15 protein-coding genes and 1 pseudogene are annotated in these 17,052 nt (G+C 65.3%); 12 read left to right on the top strand and 4 right to left on the bottom strand.

Annotated features, from left to right (window positions below):
• Window positions 1-762, bottom strand: a pseudogene (locus RTN46_RS09790) (hypothetical protein); the annotation flags it as partial.
• 373 nt (window positions 763-1,135) lie between these two features.
• Between RTN46_RS09790 and RTN46_RS09785 the strand changes: the two are divergent.
• Both RTN46_RS09785 and RTN46_RS09780 read left to right on the top strand, forming a co-directional pair.
• Window positions 1,136-2,572 carry an OFA family MFS transporter gene (locus tag RTN46_RS09785; RefSeq protein ID WP_312180934.1) on the top strand — a complete coding sequence of 479 codons (1,437 nt, stop codon included), beginning with the start codon at window positions 1,136-1,138 and terminating at the stop codon, window positions 2,570-2,572.
• 252 nt (window positions 2,573-2,824) lie between these two features.
• A complete protein-coding gene (locus RTN46_RS09780) occupies window positions 2,825-3,862 on the top strand; it encodes an NAD(P)-dependent alcohol dehydrogenase (RefSeq protein WP_312180932.1) in 1,038 nt (345 codons plus the stop codon).
• 2 nt (window positions 3,863-3,864) lie between these two features.
• On the opposite strand, the gene RTN46_RS09775 is transcribed toward RTN46_RS09780, so the two are convergent.
• Window positions 3,865-4,659: an SDR family oxidoreductase gene (locus RTN46_RS09775; protein WP_312180930.1), complete on the bottom strand. Its 795-nt coding sequence runs from the start codon at window positions 4,657-4,659 to the stop codon at window positions 3,865-3,867.
• Window positions 4,660-4,919: 260 nt separating this feature from the next.
• On the opposite strand from RTN46_RS09775, the gene RTN46_RS09770 reads away from it, so the two are divergent.
• The 3 genes from RTN46_RS09770 to fmdA are packed head-to-tail and all read left to right on the top strand — an operon-like array spanning window position 4,920 to window position 7,143.
• Window positions 4,920-5,555: an AmiS/UreI family transporter gene (locus RTN46_RS09770; RefSeq protein WP_312180928.1), complete on the top strand. Its 636-nt coding sequence runs from the start codon at window positions 4,920-4,922 to the stop codon at window positions 5,553-5,555.
• 12 nt (window positions 5,556-5,567) lie between these two features.
• Window positions 5,568-5,861 carry a zinc ribbon domain-containing protein gene (locus RTN46_RS09765; RefSeq protein WP_312180927.1) on the top strand — a complete coding sequence of 98 codons (294 nt, stop codon included), beginning with the start codon at window positions 5,568-5,570 and terminating at the stop codon, window positions 5,859-5,861.
• A 25-nt stretch (window positions 5,862-5,886) separates the two neighbouring features.
• A complete protein-coding gene (fmdA, locus tag RTN46_RS09760) occupies window positions 5,887-7,143 on the top strand; it encodes a formamidase (protein ID WP_312180926.1) in 1,257 nt (418 codons plus the stop codon).
• Window positions 7,144-7,329: 186 nt separating this feature from the next.
• Here fmdA and RTN46_RS09755 read toward each other — a convergent pair whose 3' ends face one another.
• Window positions 7,330-9,309 carry an acyl-CoA dehydrogenase family protein gene (locus tag RTN46_RS09755; protein WP_312180924.1) on the bottom strand — a complete coding sequence of 660 codons (1,980 nt, stop codon included), beginning with the start codon at window positions 9,307-9,309 and terminating at the stop codon, window positions 7,330-7,332.
• Window positions 9,310-9,693: 384 nt separating this feature from the next.
• On the opposite strand from RTN46_RS09755, the gene RTN46_RS09750 reads away from it, so the two are divergent.
• The 7 genes from RTN46_RS09750 to RTN46_RS09720 all read left to right on the top strand — a co-directional run bounded on the left by RTN46_RS09750 (window position 9,694) and on the right by RTN46_RS09720 (window position 15,911).
• A complete protein-coding gene (locus RTN46_RS09750; protein ID WP_312180922.1) occupies window positions 9,694-10,140 on the top strand; it encodes a MarR family transcriptional regulator in 447 nt (148 codons plus the stop codon).
• A 55-nt stretch (window positions 10,141-10,195) separates the two neighbouring features.
• Window positions 10,196-10,540 carry a bifunctional 3-phenylpropionate/cinnamic acid dioxygenase ferredoxin subunit gene (locus RTN46_RS09745; protein ID WP_312180920.1) on the top strand — a complete coding sequence of 115 codons (345 nt, stop codon included), beginning with the start codon at window positions 10,196-10,198 and terminating at the stop codon, window positions 10,538-10,540.
• A 2-nt stretch (window positions 10,541-10,542) separates the two neighbouring features.
• A complete protein-coding gene (locus RTN46_RS09740; protein WP_312180918.1) occupies window positions 10,543-11,775 on the top strand; it encodes an FAD-dependent oxidoreductase in 1,233 nt (410 codons plus the stop codon).
• Between the two features lie 140 nt (window positions 11,776-11,915).
• A complete protein-coding gene (locus tag RTN46_RS09735) occupies window positions 11,916-12,962 on the top strand; it encodes an iron-siderophore ABC transporter substrate-binding protein (RefSeq protein WP_312180917.1) in 1,047 nt (348 codons plus the stop codon).
• A gap of 128 nt (window positions 12,963-13,090) precedes the next feature.
• On the top strand, window positions 13,091-14,311 hold the full coding sequence (locus RTN46_RS09730; RefSeq protein WP_312180915.1) for a mechanosensitive ion channel domain-containing protein: 1,221 nt from the start codon (window positions 13,091-13,093) through the stop codon (window positions 14,309-14,311).
• A 127-nt stretch (window positions 14,312-14,438) separates the two neighbouring features.
• Complete coding sequence (locus RTN46_RS09725) at window positions 14,439-14,750, top strand: PRC-barrel domain-containing protein (RefSeq protein WP_312180912.1); 312 nt, start codon at window positions 14,439-14,441, stop codon at window positions 14,748-14,750.
• Window positions 14,751-14,843: 93 nt separating this feature from the next.
• Window positions 14,844-15,911, top strand: coding sequence for a YihY/virulence factor BrkB family protein (locus RTN46_RS09720; RefSeq protein ID WP_312180910.1), 1,068 nt, complete (start codon window positions 14,844-14,846; stop codon window positions 15,909-15,911).
• 98 nt (window positions 15,912-16,009) lie between these two features.
• On the opposite strand, the gene RTN46_RS09715 is transcribed toward RTN46_RS09720, so the two are convergent.
• A partial coding sequence (locus tag RTN46_RS09715) for an NAD-dependent epimerase/dehydratase family protein (protein ID WP_312180908.1) occupies window positions 16,010-17,052 on the bottom strand: 1,043 nt, incomplete at its 5' end.

The raw sequence follows: 17,052 nt of genomic DNA, 5'->3' as shown, positions 1-17,052 counted from the left end.
ACCGCGCAACTCCTGAGCACCAGTGGACGTTCCCGTGGTGGAATACGGCTTCAGGTCAGCCGCGATCTTCTGGTGGGGAGTAAGGCCCTCGGCGTCCGGCTGGAGGTTGATGGCGGCGTATACGTCGTTGATTCCCTGGCTAAGTGCCTCCGAACCCGGAGCGAGCTGTCCGATGCCGGCAACAGCGGCATCGGCCCCGGCCGCCAGTTCCTTCGACCCGCCGACGAGCGGCTCCATCTTCGTGTGCAGTTCAGAAGCGCCTGCGGACAGCGTGCCCGACCCCTCACGGGCGGCCGTCGCGCCGGTGGCGAGCTTGTTGGCTCCCTCGGAAGCGCTAAAGGCGCCGTTGGCCAGCGTGGATGCGCCCGTGTAGGCGTTCGTGGCTCCGGCGGCGAGCTTGCCGGCACCTTCCGAGGCAGCGGCAGCGCCGTCGTTCAGCGTCACTGCGCCCTCATTCAGGGAGTTGGCACCGGTCTTGGCCGTGCCGATGCCCTCGGCGAGAGTCTGTGTGCCGTCGTCGACCTTCACGCTGCCGGCGGCAACCTTGTCCGCACCTTCTTTGGCCTTCTCAGCACCGTCGTTCAGGTCGCCCGCACCGGTGGAAGCGCGCTTCGCGCCGTCGGAAAGCTGCGTTGCGCCGCTGGCCACCTGGTTTGTGAAGAGCACAAAGAAGGCCAGTAGGAGGACCAGGAACAGGGCCAGGAGGCCGGTGAGCATGGTGTGCAGCCGGGTAGTGGACCGGCCGGACGTGGAACTCGTCATTGAATATCCCTTTTCTGATTCAAACAGCGGCCGTCGTGAACCGCACGGACTGCGGGAAGGCCGCCTGTGAGACCCGCATAAGTGGTGCACCGGCCGGGTCTTCCCTGCTGTCATATGGAGTCATACACAGGGGTTACCGACCGGTAGAAATGTGATGTCGATTACATCTAACTTACTGATCGGTAACAAAGCAAGGGTTTTTCGAAAATTTGTTACCGGCGGGTAGGTTGCGTGGCGGTTAGCGATGTGCACTCGGGTCCGGCGGCGTGTCGGGCGGCAACGCGCACTGAAATGAAGCAGGCTGGGGCGCATGCCGGCGCCGCCCTGGCGGCGTCGGCACCTCAAAAACCGCTCGCAAAACAGGGGAGTTCGGATGAGCTGGCTGGACCGTGACCGCACGATCGCACCACCGGGATTCAATCGGTGGCTGATTCCCCCGGCGGCCCTGGCCGTCCATCTCTGCATCGGCCAGGCCTACGCCACCAGTGTCTACAAAACCGCGCTGGTCGAATACTTCGATGCCAGCCTCACCCAAATCGGCGTTATCTTCTCGGTGGCGATCGTGATGCTCGGGCTCTCCGCGGCCGTGATGGGCACCTGGGTGGACCGCAACGGCCCCCGCAAGGCAATGTTCGTCTCTGCCGTGTTCTGGTCCGGCGGTTTTATGGTCGGGGCCGTGGGCATCTTCACCGGCCAGCTCTGGCTGGTGTACCTCGGGTACGGGTTCCTGGGCGGCATCGGGCTGGGCATCGGGTATATCTCGCCGGTCTCCACGCTGATCAAGTGGTTCCCGGACCGGCCGGGCCTGGCCACCGGCATGGCGATCATGGGATTCGGCGGCGGTGCACTGATCGCCAGTCCCGTCTCCTCCGCCCTGCTCGCACTCTATGATCCGAACTCCGGGACGGACGGCTGGGTAGCGAGCGGTGACGCCGTAGGTAAACTCTTCATCACCTTCGGCATCGTCTACCTGCTGTATATGCTCTACGGGGCATGGACCATCCGGGTGCCCGCCGACGACTGGAAGCCAGCCGGCTTCGACCCCGCGAGCGTGGCCAAAAAACCGCTCGTCACGACCGCCAACGTCTCGGCGTCGAACGCCATCAAGAGCCGCCAGTTCTGGCTGGTCTGGATCGTGCTGTTCTGCAACGTCACCGCCGGCATCGGCATCTTGGAACAGGCTGCCCCCATGATCCAGGACTTCTTCCGCCAGCCCGACGGCACCTCGCTGGTGACGGCCGCCGTCGCGGGCGGTTTCGTGGGACTGCTGTCGATCGGCAACATGGGTGGGCGGTTTGCGTGGTCCGCCACCTCCGATGTGATCGGCCGGAAGCGGATCTACATGGTTTACCTGGGTGCCGGGGCTGGATGCTATGTCCTGCTGGCGATGTTCGGATCCTCCTCGACCATCCTCTACGTGCTGCTGGCCTTTGTGATCCTCTCCTTCTACGGCGGCGGATTCGCCACTGTGCCGGCCTACCTGCGGGACCTCTTCGGAACCTTCCAGGTCGGTGCCATCCACGGCCGGCTGCTCACCGCCTGGTCTGCGGCGGGCATCGCCGGGCCGCTGATCGTGAACTCGTTCCTAGATGCGCAGGGCACCCCCGGAGAGCTGACCGCGGCGGCCTATCAGCCTGCGCTGCTGACCATGGTGGGACTGCTGATTATCGGGTTCATCGCCAACCTGCTGGTGCAGCCCGTGGCCGACAAGTTCCACGAACCTGCCAAGCCATCCGCCCTTGAAGAGCAGAACGCTGCCGCCGGCAGCGCTGCCCGCGGCAATCCCAATCTTGATGGAGGAAACCGATGAGCAACGCGAGAGTAATCGTGAGTTGGCTGCTGGTGGGGATCCCGCTGGCCTACGGCGTTTTCCAGACGCTGACCAAGGCCGCAGCCCTCTTCAGCTGAACCGTCTGGCCTAAACATCCCCCTCCGTCCCGCCGCTTTCAACGGGAGGACGGGCCAACAGGGCTGTACAAACCGGTGGTCGGTGCAACGCTTAAGGGGCAAATCCATCCATCCGTGCGGGCGGGATCTGCCGGTGCGGAGTTAGGAGAATGCCATGAAGGCCCTTCAATACCGCAGCTTCGGCGCAGCACCGGAAATCGTGGAGATCGAAACGCCCGAACCGGGGCCGGGGCAGATTCGGCTGAAGGTCACCGCTTCCGGCGTATGCCATTCGGACGAATACATCATGTCCCTGCCCGAGGACCAGTACGTTTACGGGCTGCCGCTGACCCTTGGCCATGAGGCCGCCGGGGTGGTGGATAAGATCGGTGCCGGCGTCCAGCACGTCGAAGTGGGAGAGTCCATGGCCGTGTACGGGCCGTGGGGCTGCGGCCTTTGCTATGAGTGTTCGTCCGGACGGGAAAACTACTGCAGGAACGCCGGCAAGTACGGCATTGCCCCGCCCGGGCTCGGCGCTCCCGGAGCCATGGCTGAGTACCTCATTGTGGACAGCGCCCGCCATCTCGTGCCGCTGGGCGACCTGGATCCGGTGAAGAATGTTTCCCTGACCGATGCCGGCCTCACCCCGTACCACGCGATCAAGGGATCCCTGGAGAAACTGCATTCCGGCTCGACCGCCGTCGTGATCGGTGTCGGAGGCCTGGGCCATGTGGCCATCCAGATCCTGCGTGCGCTGACTCCCGCCACCGTGGTTGGGCTCGACGTCGACCCCGCCAAACTGGATTTGGCGGCCTCCGTGGGAGCACAGTATTCCTTCCCCTCCGAGCCCGGAGCAGTGGACATGATCAAGGACCTGACCAACGGCCTGGGCGTGGATGCCGTCTTCGACTTCGTGACCGTCCAGCCCACCCTCGACCTGGGCCAGGCCCTTGTCCGGTCCCAGGGCGACCAGGTGCTGGTGGGTGTGGGCTCCGGAACCCTCCCTGTGGGACTCGCGGCAACCGCGTCCTGGGAAACCACGATCCGTGCACCCTACTGGGGCTCGCGGACCGAGCTGTTCGAGGTGCTGGACCTCGCCCGGGACGGAGCCGTCAACGTGCACACCGAAGTCTTCTCGCTGGAGAAGGCACCGGAAGCTTACACAAAGTTGAAGAACAACCAGCTCGTCGGCCGGGCCGTTGTGGTTCCCTAGCTTCAGGCAAAGCCGCCGGCCAGCAGCAGGCCGCCGTCGAGAGTAAGGACCTGCCCGGTGACCCAGGCGGCGTCGTCGGAGGCCAGGAACGCCGCGGCCGCCGCCACGTCGCCGGGACTTCCCAGCCGTCCCAGGGGATAGGCCGCGGCCGCCTTCTCCTCCCGGCCCTCGAACAGGGCCCGGGAGAACCGCGTCTTCACCACTGCGGGTGCCAGTGCGTTGACCCGGACGGCCGGTGCCAGTTCGACGGCGAGTGAGCGGGTGAGCTGTTCCAGGGCTGCCTTGCTGATGCCGTAGAAGGCGATGCCCTTCGCGGGGGCCTGCGCACTGACGGAGGACATGTTGATCACCGACGTCCCGCCGTCGGTGAAGCCGGCCTCCGGATGCCGGCAGGCCGCCTGTACCCAGGCCAGCGCAGCCAGGACGTTGACCTCAGTGATCTTGCGCGCGGCGTCCAGATCCAGGTCCAGCAGGGATCCGTAAACCGGGTTGGTGCCGGCGTTGTTGACCAGCACATCCAGCGTGCCGAACTCCGCGGCCACCTTGTCCAGCGCTTCGCGTTGATGGAGGGGGTCCGTGGAATTTCCGGCAGTGGTCAGGACTGTTCCAGCCGGGAAATCCGCGGCAGCTTCCTCCAACCGGTCCTGGTCGCGGGCAGTGATGAGCACCTTGGCGCCCTCGTCGACGAACCTGTGGGCCACGGCCAGGCCGATTCCGCGGCTGGCACCGGTGACCAGCGCCGTTTTGCCTTCCAACCGCCGCGGCTGGCCGGAGGTCTGACCGGGATTGGTGCTCACATGCGTTCCTTCGGTGGCGGGATTTCCGGGAGCGAATCCGGTGCATCCGGACGGACCGAGTCTGTGTGAGGTCGCGCGTGCAGGTCAAGACCGGATTTCCCACGCTTGTTTTCTTTGGCGAAGCAGCCAATACCTGATTGACGGGTTCTTCAAAGCTCCATATGCTGACCCACAACCTAGGTATTGCCCCCCACAATTTCCTACCGGAACACTGTGGCCGCAAATCCCACCGATGGACTTCTATTTGCAACGGAGCAAATATGGCCAGTGTTGGTTTGCTATATGTTGGTGCTGTCCTGCTGATTAACGGCCTCATGCTCCTGGGGATTGTCCCGGGAAAATCGGCAGCCATGTTGAACTTCTTCGTGGGTGGAATGCAAGTCATTTTCCCCACCGTGATCCTTATCCAGGCGGCCGGCGACCCGGCCGTCACCTTCGCCGCCGCAGGGCTTTACCTCTTCGGCTTCACCTACCTTTACGTTGGGCTGGTCCAAGTCACCGGTGTGGGGCCGGAAGGGCTGGGCTGGTTCTCCCTCTTCGTGGCCGTCAGTGCCGTCGTGATCGGAACCCTGCAGTTCACCATGACTGCCGATCCGGTATTCGGGGTGATCTGGTACCTGTGGGCGGTCCTATGGCTGCTGTTCTTCCTGGTGCTCGCCCTGGGCAGGGAGACACTGACACGCACCACGGGATGGTTTGCGGCGCTGGGCGGACAACTCACCGCCACCCTGCCCGCTTTCTTCCTCCTGACCGGCAACTATGTCTCCAACGCCTCAACGGCTACGGCGATGGCAGTGGCCGGAGCCGCCATCCTAGCGGTGTCGTTCTACCTTGGCCGCAGGCGGGTCGTGGACACTGCCAGCCCGGAGCCGGGATCTGCTGCCGCCCTCACCTAGCAAAGGAAGACCATGCCGCTGTACGTCTACCGCTGTCCGGACTGCCGGGACTTCGAAATCCTGGCCGCTATGGGCCAGGTCCGGGACTCAGTGTCCTGCCCCGGATGTGGCAGGCCGGCGGCGCGCAGATTCACCGCGCCGCACCTTTCCCGCTCTTCCTCGAGTGCCTACAAGCTGATCGAAGGCGCGGCCCGCTCCGCATCGGAGCCGGCAGTCGTCTCCTCCGTGGGGGGAGCGGCCCGTGCATCCCGGGGCGGTGGAATCACGACGAATCCGCTGCACCAAAAACTCCCCAGACCCGACTAAGCGCCACAATTTCAAAGGAGAAGTAATGCCACAAGTCGTATTTCCTCTCGATTCCTCCAAAAAGTTCGAAGACCAGGAAAAGCTGGGCCACAACCGGTGGCACCCAGAGATTCCGCCCGTGGCGGTCGTGAAACCGGGGGAGTCCTTCCGGGTGGACTGCCGTGAATGGTTCGACGGCGCGATTATCAACGATGATTCGGCGGAAGACATTCTGAATGCCCCGCTCCTGACCGTCCACAAGCTCAGCGGGCCGTTCGGCGTGGAAGGTGCCAAACCGGGCGACCTGCTGGTGGTGGACATCCTCGATGTCGGGCCCATCCCGCAGGAGGACTCCGGACCGCTGGCCGGACAGGGTTGGGGCTACACCGGGATCTTCGCGAGGGAGAACGGCGGCGGGTTCCTCACCGAGCAGTTCCCCGACGCCTACAAGGCCATCTGGGATTTCAATGGCCAGACGGCGACGTCCCGGCACGTCCCCGGCGTCTCCTTCAACGGACTGATCCATCCGGGACTCATGGGCACCGCGCCGTCGGCCGCACTGCTCGCCACATGGAACAAGCGCGAGGGAGATCTGATTGCCACGGATCCGCACCGCGTGCCGCCGCTGGCACTGCCGCCGGAAGCCGAGCATGCCGTCCTGGGCGGGGTGCCCAGGGATGAGTGGGGCCGGGTCGGCAGCGAAGCGGCACGCACAGCCCCGCCGCGGGAAAACGGTGGCAACCAGGACATCAAGAACCTGTCCAAGGGATCCCGGATCTTTTACCCGGTCTTTGTGGACGGCGCGAACTTGTCGGTCGGGGACCTGCACTTCTCCCAGGGCGACGGCGAAATCACCTTCTGCGGCGCCATTGAGATGGGCGGGTTCATCGACCTGCGGGTGGACATCATCAAGGGCGGAATGGACACCTACGGTGTTTCTGAGAACGCCATCTTTATGCCCGGAAACGTGGACCCGCAGTTCAGTGAGTGGATCGCGTTCTCCGGCACGTCGGTAACGCTCGACGGCGAGCAGCGCTACCTCGATTCGCACCTGTCCTACCAGCGGGCCTGCCTGCACGCCATCGATTACCTGACCAAGTTCGGCTACTCCCCGGAGCAGGCCTACCTGCTGCTCGGCGCCGCGCCGATCGAGGGCCGGCTCTCCGGAGTGGTGGACATCCCGAACTCCTGCTCCACGGTCTACATCCCGACGTCGATCTTCGACTTCGACATCCGGCCCTCCGCCTCGGGGCCGTTCCAGATCGATCCGGGTATGGGAGCTCCGCGCGCCAGTAACAGGTAAACAACCTCACCGGCGGTGCCCGGAGCCCCGCTCCCACCGGCCCGGGGTCTCCGGGTCTCTTGGTGTCGCCCGCGCAGTTTCCCAACCGTCGTTGCTGGGGTGACTGATGTTGTCCCACCAGGCCCAGGGGTAACGACGGCTGGGAAACCGCGTTAGCTGTCCGCGCCCGCAGCCCGCCGCCCCGGACTACCGGTACTTGCGGTGCAGGTTCTCCTTCGGCTCGCCGTCCGTGGCCGAGGTGGAGATCCACGGGCCGGTGCCCTCGGACTGGTCCAGGATGCCGGCCTCGAGCCAGGTGTAGCGGCCGTCGAGTACCTTCTTGGAGAGCTTGCGGTCCTGTGGATCGGAGTTGTTCCACAGCTCGGTAAACAGTGCGTCCACCCGGACCCGGGACTGTGCGCAGAAGGTGTCCGCGAGTTCGTAGGCCGAGGCGCCTTCCTTGGCGTCCCGGACCCGGATCGTTTCGGCCTTCATGCAGACCGCGGACATGGCGAACAGTTCCGCGCCGATGTCCACGATCCGGCCGAGGAACACCTGGTGGTGCTCCAGCCCAGCCTGCCAGCGGGCCATGCCGTAGAAGGTGGAACGTGCCAGTTTCCGGGAGGCACGCTCCGCATAGCGCAGGTGCCGGGCCAGCGGTCCGAACTCGGCGTACGACGACGGCACGTTCCCCCGCCCGACGGCGAGAGTGGGCAGCCACCTGCCGTAGAACCCGCTGGCCTTCGCGCCGGCCTTTACCTTGTTGCCCAAGGGTGCGTCCGCGACAGCGAGGTCTCCGGCCGCCTTCAGGTGAGCGTCCACGGCCTCGCGGGCGATCAAGAGGTGCATGATTTCCGTGGAGCCCTCGAAGACCCGGTTGATCCGCAGGTCCCGCAGCTGCTGCTCGGCGGCAACCGCTCGTTCCCCGCGCGCCGCCAGCGAAGCAGCGGTTTCGAAGCCGCGTCCGCCGCGTACCTGCACCAGCTCGTCGGCAATGTTGTACGCCATTTCGCTGGCCCAGAGCTTGGCCAGCGCTGCCTCGATCCGGATGTCCTTGGTGCCGGCGTCGGCCATTTCCGCTGAGAGTTCAAAAACGGATTCCAACGCGAAAGTTGTCGCGGCAATAAATGCCAGTTTCTTGCCCACCGCTTCGTGCCGTCCGATCGGGCGGCCCCACTGCTCGCGGGCACCGGACCAGCCGCGGGCCATCTTCAGCGACCATTTCCCACCCGCGGCGCACATCGCCGGAATGGATAGGCGCCCGGTGTTCAGCGTGGTCAGGGCAATCTTCAGGCCCTGGCCAACGCGCCCCACCATGTTCCGGGCGGGAACCCGCACTCCGCGGAGCCGGGTCACGCCGTTCTCGATGCCGCGCAGGCCCATAAAGTTGTTGCGGTTCTCCACGGTGATGCCGGGGGTATCCATTTCCACGATGAACGCGCTGATCCCGCCCTTCTGTCCGTCGTGCGCGGGAACCGCTGCCATCACGACGACGAGTTCGGCGATCACGCCGTTGGTGGTCCAGAGCTTCACGCCGTCGAGCACGTACTCGCTGCCGTCCTCGGACGGCACCGCGGTGGTGCGCATGCGCGCCGGATCGGAGCCGACGTCGGGCTCGGTCAGTAGAAACGCGGTGATGGCACCCGCGGCGCAGCGCGGCAGGTACTCCTGGCGCTGTTCCTCGGTGCCGAATACCTTCACCGGTTCCGGCACCCCGATTGAAAGGTCTGCCGAGACCAGGGCGCCGAGGCTGGGATGCACGGTGCCCAGGAGCATCAGGGCCCGGCCGTAGTAAAGCAGCGAGAGCCCCAGGCCGCCGTATTTCCGGGGGATCTTGATCCCGAACACACCCAGCTCCGCCAGGCCCTTGAGGTATTCATCGGGGATGACACCGGTGCGTTCGATGAGCTGGCCGTCCAGGGTGGAGCAGTAATCGGTCAGGTCCGCCAGGAACTGTTCGGAGCGCTCGATCTCCGCCTGCGCAGGAGTGGGATGCGGGCGGATCAGGGAAAGGTCGAAGTCGCCCAGATAGATCCCTTTGGCGAAACTGGGCCGCCGTTCATCGGTGATGCGCGAGGCTTCCGCGACGTCGCGGGCGTCTTTCTCGCTGACTTTCCGCTCCCGGAGCCTGCGGACCGAATCGTCCTCGCCGGTGTATTGGGCATCCTGCAGATTAGTGGAACTCATGTGTTTTCCCCTATGGCCTGGTAGGTCGGGACTGCTCCCCCCGCAGCCTCGGCGCGCTGTGCCGACCATGCTACGCGTTCCTACTGGCCGGTAAAGGGGTAACGGAAGAACACTCAGCCTGGCCGGACGATCCCCTCCATTTGCCGCGTCTGGCCGGAGGGTGGGCTCTGTCCGGTCACGGACTTCCCTGCCCGGGCAGGGAAGCGATATGCCCGGAACTGCCGCTCGGATTTGCCCCGCCCGGCCCCTGGAAAACCAATTTTGCGGTCTGCGACCCGTAACGACACGGGATACTTGACAGCCACCCCCTGTCTGCGGTTTGGATAGTAAGTACACTGAGGATTTAGGAACATCAGGCACAGCTATCTCAGGGGGACCCAGAGAATGCAGAATGACGGAGATTGGGAGGCCATCCGGCTCCTCTCCACAGCGGCTCGAATGCTGCGCCGGGAGATGGACAACAGGCTCCGCGCCATGGGGCTGACCCAGGAACGGGTCACGGCCCTGAAAGTGCTGCGGGACGCCGGACCCATGCGGCGGGCAGAGCTCGCCCGGCGGCTGCGGGTCACGGCGCAGACCCTCGGCACCACGCTGGTCAGCATGCGGGCCCAGGGGCTGGTCAATGAAGTCGGCGACGATGCCGGCAGTACTCCGCGGCGCGCGGTGGGAATCTCGGAGTACGGACGTGCAGCCCTGAATGACGCGATCCGCTTGGAGGGCCAGAATCTGACCGCTGAACTGCGCCCGGCGCTGCGCCGGGAACTGATCTCGTTGATCACCGAACTGGAAGGCAGCCGGCAGTACGGCACCGCCAGCGCAGCGGGCGCCTAAGCAATGCCCCGGATTCGAACCTGACCTGCTCGTTGCTGCGCGGTAACGTGGAGCCATGAGTGAAGGAATCCGCGTAGCCGCAGCCGATGAGATCGATGAGGGTGAGGCCGTCACCGTTGACGCGACCACCGCGGGAACGGGAGACGACATTGCCGTCTTCCACAGTGATGACGGGAACTTCTATGCCCTGAACGACACCTGCACGCACGAAGAAGCCTCTCTGGCTGAAGGCTGGGTGGAAGATGGGGAAGTTGAATGCCCGGTGCACTCGGCCCGGTTCTGCCTCAAAACCGGTGTAGCCCTGTGCCTGCCTGCCACGGTCAACGCCGTGGCCCACCGCGTCGAAGTCATCGACGGCGACGTCGTCCTCTACCCGGGCGTTGCCCCCGCCGGTTCCTAGCGATGACCTTGGCTGAAGCCGCAGCAGGCCCCCAGTCCGTGGTTGTCATCGGAGCCGGACCTGCCGGATTCAGTGCGGCAGCTGAACTGCGGCAGCGCGGTTTCACGGGGACGATCCAGCTCCTGGACCCTGCAGGACTGCCGCACGACCGCCCGCCGCTGAGCAAGGCATACCTTGCGGGAACGCTGAACGAGGCGGGCATCGCGCTCGCGGCCCCGGACTGGTTCAGGGAGAACTCGGTCCAGCTCGTGGCGGACACCGCCGTCTCGATCACTCCGGACGAAGGAAAAGTTGCCCTTGCAGGCGGCAGCGAACTCCAGGCTGATGCGCTGGTTCTGGCCACCGGCGGAACGGCACGCGCACCCCGGTTCCCCGGAGCAGGCCTGATCCATACGCTCCGGACCAAGGCCGACGCCGATGCCCTGCGCGCGCAGCTGGGGCCGGGCCGGAAGCTTGTCATTATCGGCGCCGGCCTGATTGGCGCTGAAGTCGCGTCCACTGCGGCAGCTCTGGGAACCGCCGTCGTACTCATCGATCCCGTTCCCGTGCCGCTGGTTCCGGCTGTGGGGGAGGAACTGGCGGCTTACCTGCACCGGATGCATGCAGATGCGGGCGTCCGGACCATCACGGGCCTGCCTGTCGATGTGGTGCCGGAGCCGACGGGGTACTCCGTTGTCCTGGATGACGGTTCCCTGATCGACGCCGATGCCGTGCTGGCAGCGATCGGCATGGCGCCTGACGCCGCCCTCGCGGAGGCAGCCGGAATCGCTGTGGACGGCGGTGTGCTGGTTGACGCGGCCGGACGGACCAGCCATCCCCGCGTCTTCGCGGCGGGAGATTCCACCCGCCGGAGCATTAGCGGCGTCCATAGCCGCCGCTCCGAACACTGGGACGCTGCCGTGCGCTCCGGACGGGCCGCAGCCGCCGGCCTTCTTGGCCAGGAACCTGATGAAGAGGCCGTGCCCTGGTTCTGGACCGACCGCTATGGCGTCCACGCCGAAGCCGTCGGCAGCATGGATGCTGAGGGGCAAACGGTGGAGCGCAGGTCTCCGGGGCCTGGCTATATGGTTTTTCGAATCGCTCCCGACGGCACCTTGGCCGGAGCGGCTGGGGTCGACGCCGGCCCGGCGCTGCGCGCTGTCCGCCGCCTGATCGCGTTGAAAAAGCCGGTATCCGCGGAGCAGCTTGCTGATCCGGCCACCGACTTGCGCCGGCTGGTACGTTCCCGGCCCTGAGCCCGATTCCGGTCCGCCCCGCGCCGGCGGGGGCCTATTAGCGCATACTTGCGTTGCGTATTTCCGGTCTTCATAGGTTAGCCTTACCTTGCCGGACAAATCCGGCATCTCAGTCAACATTGCAAAACCTAGGAGCCCCAATGGCCCTGTCCCGCATGCGCAGTCTTGCTGCCGTCGCTGCCGTCGCCGTGCTGTCCCTGTCCGCCTGCTCTACCGGCTCGTCGTCGGACTCTGGTTCCGAGAGCACCGCTGCTTCCAGCGACCAGTTCCCGGTCACCGTCGAGCACGCGTTCGGTGAGACGACCATTGAAGCGCCCCCGGAGCGCGTCGCGACCGTCTCCTGGGTCAACACCGACACAGCACTTGCCCTAGGCGTCGTTCCCGTAGGTATGCCGCTCTACGAATGGGGCGGCAACGAAAACGGCACGACTCCCTGGATCGACGATGCGCTTGAGGAACTCGGCGCACCGATCGGCTCGGACAAGGCGCCGGTCCAGTACGCGGAAACCGACGGTATTGCCTTCGACGAAATCGCCGCCACCAATCCCGACGTGATCCTCGCTGCGTACTCCGGCATCACGGAAGAGGACTACAAGAAGCTCAGCGCCATCGCTCCCGTCGTTGCCTACCCCGACGTTCCCTATTACACGTCCTGGCAGGACTCCGCCACCATGATCGGCGACGCCCTCGGCAAGAGCGAGGAAGCCGCCAAGCTCGTTGAAGACACCGAAAAGGCGATTGCCGACAAGGCCGCCGAGTACCCCGAGCTCGCCGGAACCAGCTTCATCTACGGCAACCTCGACACCACGGCCGGTGCCGACCAAATCTCGATCTACACCTCCGGTGACAACCGTCCCAAGTTCCTGAAGGAACTGGGCATGGTCCAAGCCCCGATCGTGGATGAGAACGCGCCCACTGACGCGTTCTACCTGACTTGGTCCCCGGAACGCGCCAACGAGCTCGAATCTGACCTATTCGTCAGCTGGGTGGCCGACGACGCCGCCAAGGAGGCCATCACCGCCGATCCGCTGCTGAGCCAGATTCCGGCCGTCAAGAACGGCGGACTGGTGGCTGATTCTGACAACACCCTGACGCTGTCCATCTCCGCAGCCAACGTCCTGAGCATCCCCTACGCGCTGGACAACTTCGTTCCGCTGTTGGGCGAGGCTGCAGCACAGGTTAAGTAACTCCAGCACCCAGCAAAACTGCCCCGCCGGCTCCCGTCCGGCGGGGCACTTTTGTGGGTGCCCCTGCACAAGGGACGCCCATCACCAAATTGGACAGGCCCCCCGGTCGGTTTGCCATCATCGGCAATATGCAGGAATTCCTCGATGCCATCGACCCGCTCAAGCCGCTGATCGCCGTCGCGGCGGCCGTCGCGGCAGCACTCATCACCTCCCGGATTATCCGAAGCCTCATCGCCCGCATCTTCCGGAAAGTCCCCCGGATCCGGGAAGTGACGGCGCTGGGCCGCAACCCGCTGCGCCTGGTGCTCGCCTTGATCGGCGCCCGGATCGCCCTCGGCGCCACCGCCCGGCCGGAGCCTTGGTTCGGGGCAGTGGACTACATCCTGGTCGTCGGCCTGATCGCGGCGCTCGGCTGGCTCGCCGTCGTTGCCCTCCTGATCATCGAAGCCGTCCTGCTGGCGAAATTCGATGTTGAAACCAAGGACGACCGGCGCGTACGCCGGCTGAAGACGCAGCTGATCCTGGGCCGCCGGGTAGCGGTAGCCTTGGTCATCACGATCAGCGTGGCGTGTGTATTGCTGACCATCGAAGAAGTCCGGGCGCTTGGCGCCGGTCTGCTTGCCTCCGCCGGCCTGATCTCCATCGTCGCCGGCCTGGCCGTGCAGAGTACGTTGATCAATGTGTTCGCCGGCCTGCAGCTGGCCTTCACCGACGCTATCCGCGCGGACGACGTCGTTGTGGTCGAAAGCCAGTGGGGCACCATCGAGGAAATCACCATGACCTACGTGGTGGTCCGGCTCTGGGACGATCGCCGGATGATCCTGCCCTCCACCTATTTCACCAGTACTCCGTTCGAGAACTGGACCCGAAAGGACTCGGCAATCCTGGGTACCGTCGAGCTGGATGTGGACTGGAACACCCCCGTCCCGGAGCTGCGGGCGGAACTGAAGCGCATCCTGGCCAACACCGAGCTCTGGGACGGGCGCACCGGAGTACTGCAGGTCACCGATGCCGTCCAGGGACTGATCCGGCTCCGGATCATGGTTTCCGCTACCGACAGCGGCACGCTCTTCGACCTGCGCTGCCTGGTCCGGGAATCGATGGTCGCCTTCCTGCAGGAACATCATCCGGACGCGCTGCCCCGGCAGCGGTTCGAGCACCTGCGCGAACCCCTGCCGGAAACTCCGCCCCGGCATCTCGAGGAAGTGCGGCGGCACGGCGTTGATCCGGAGGATGCCGGCGCTGCCCAGCTCTTCACCGGAAGCATTGATGCCGTGGAGCGTAACCGCAGTTTCTCCGGTCCCGGACAGGATGCGTGGGAGGACCGCGACGAGCGCGTCGACCGCTAGGTGTTGACAAGCCCGGGGTGGCACGGGCTGGAATGATATCCACGGCGCGGCGGCGCATTATGCGATGGCCGCGGACGAAGCCTGCGGCTAAAGCCTGCGGACGACGACGGATAGGAAACCTGACGCCATGGTTGACCAATACGCGATCCACGAATTGCAGGGCTGCACTGTCTGGGCCAAGGACGGCGAACGGCTTGGGCTGGTGGGCAACGTCCACCTGGACCGTGCCACCGGGCAGCCTGCCTGGGTCACCGTGGCGCTGGGCCTCTTTGAAGGGCGCCAGTACTTCGTGCCGCTGGCCGGCTCCCGGCGTGACGGGGACGATCTGTATGTGGACTATTCCCGCCAGGCCATTGAAGACTCACCGGACATGGACCACGAGGGCGCGCTTAGCCCGGACGAGGAAGCTGCGCTGGAGGACTATTACAAGGGCTGGTGAGTGCAAAGGCTGGTGACACCCGGCGGGCCTGCTTTGATATAAGCCTGCTTAGCAATACGATGGGTACCCGGATTCGACCAGCCAGGAGGGCCAATGGCTCAGCAGGACAACGCCGCCCAGCAGGACGGCGCTTCGCTTGGGACAGCGACCAAACCCGACTCGCCGACGGAAGTCACCAAGCCCAGCTGGATGTACATCTTCCGGAAGACCATCCGCGAGTTCTCCAAGGACCAGTGCACCGACCTGGCCGCGGCGCTGACCTACTACACGGTGCTGGCACTGTTCCCGGCACTGCTGGCCCTGGTCTCCATCCTCGGGATCGTGGGCCAGGCCGAAAGCACCACCAAGGCGCTGCTGGACTTCGTGGGCTCCTTCGCCCCCGAGGACGCAGTCAACGTGCTGGCCGGCCCGATCAACCAGCTGACCTCATCAAACGCCGCTGGGTGGGCGCTCGTTGTCGGTATTGCGGGCGCTTTGTGGTCCGCTTCGGGTTATGTTGGCGCCTTTGGGCGGTCCATGAACAAGATCTACGAAGTCCAGGAAGGCCGGCCTATCTGGAAACTGCGGCCCATCCAGCTGCTGGTAACCCTCATCATGATCCTGCTGGTCGCGGGCCTGCTGATCATGCTGGTCATCAGCGGCCCGATCGCTGAGACCATCGGCAACTGGATCGGAATGGGCGGTGAGGCGCTTGTCGTCTGGAACATCGCCAAGTGGCCGGTCATGGTGGCCTTCGCCGTAGTCCTGATTGCCCTGCTGTACTACGCCACTCCCAACGTGAAACAGCCCAAATTCCGCTGGATGAGCATGGGCGCCTTCCTGGCCCTGATCATTATGGCCATTGCCACGCTTGGGTTCGCGTTCTACGTCGGCAACTTCGGCAGCTACAACGCCACCTACGGGGCCATCGGCGGCGTGATCGTGCTGCTGCTGTGGATCTGGCTGGTCAACATCTCCCTGCTGTTCGGCGCGGAGTTCGACGCCGAAGTCGAGCGCGGGCGTGAACTGCAGGCCGGCATCCAGGCCGAGCACTCGATCCAGCTCCCGCCGCGGGACACCACCCTGCTGGACAAGCGCGCGGAGCAGGAAGCCAAGGACGTTGAGCAGGGACGTGCCCTGCGCCAGCAGCACGCCGGCAAGGACTACGACGACGACCTATAGGCCAGCCGGCCCGCACCAACACCAAACCAAGACCAAATGAGCTGGCCCGGCCCCGCAGATGCGGGGCCGGGCTGGCTTTGCCGTTTCGTTTCGTGAGTCTAGCGTCCGGGGCCCAGCAGTGGAGACGCGGGCAGGCCTGCCTGTTCGCTAAGCCCGTCCAATACATCCTTGAAGGCCCGCAGCGAGGACCGCTTCGGTTGCCAGCCGAGCAGCTCCCGGGCCCGGGAGGTATCCATCAGCGGAGCACCGGCGGCCATGTCGATCCAGCCCGGATCTGTCCGCTGGAGCCCGGCCGCCCAGGTGAGGCCAACGACGGCGCGGACCAGGGCCACAGGAATGTTCAGGATGCGGCGCGCGCCCAGCAGTCCGGCCAGCACCTCGGGGGTGATGACCGGGTCGGCGGCGATGTTGTAGGCCCCCTCGGCGCGCTGGTCGATCACGCGCCAGTAAGCGTCGGCCATATCGTCGGCGTGCACCACCTGGAAGGAGAACTCCGCAGGCAGCGGAATCAGCGGCAGGCTCAGCCGGTTCAGGATGAACCGGGGCACCAGCGGGCCCAGGAAAGAGCGGCCGATCTCACTTCCGGCGTCGGACTGGAAAATCAGGCCCGGGCGCAGCCGGACAACGGCAATTTCCGGATAGCGGCGCTCGAACTCATCGAGCAGTTCTTCCTGTTCGCCCTTGTGCCGGCTGTAGTGCGAGGTGGCGATCCCGCGGGCAGGCCAGGATTCGTCCGTCAGGGTGTCCTTGGAGGCGGGGGAGTAGGCGCCCACCGAGGACGCGCAGACGACCTGGCGCACCCCGGCCTCGGCCGCAGCGGAGAGCATGTTCTCCGTACCGTGCACGTTGATCCGGTGCAGTTCTGCCTCATCGCGGTTGGGCTGGATGGCCCACACAAGGTGGACCACCGCATCCACGCCGTCGAGCACTTCAACCAGCTCATCCCGGCCGCCCTTCGACGCAACGTCGATGCTGTGCCATTGGACACCCTCATACGGTCCGGTGGCCTGGGCAGGGATCCGCCGGGCGACGCCGATAATCTCCAGCCCGTCCGGGCGCTCGGCACGGGCCGCCTGCAGGCGGCGCAGGACGGCAGTCCCCACATTTCCAGTGGCTCCGAGGACGGCTACTCGCATCAGGG

The organism is Arthrobacter sp. (assembly GCF_031988865.1).
Lineage (GTDB): Bacteria > Actinomycetota > Actinomycetes > Actinomycetales > Micrococcaceae > Arthrobacter_B.
This window is presented reverse-complemented; position numbering and strand designations above follow the sequence as displayed.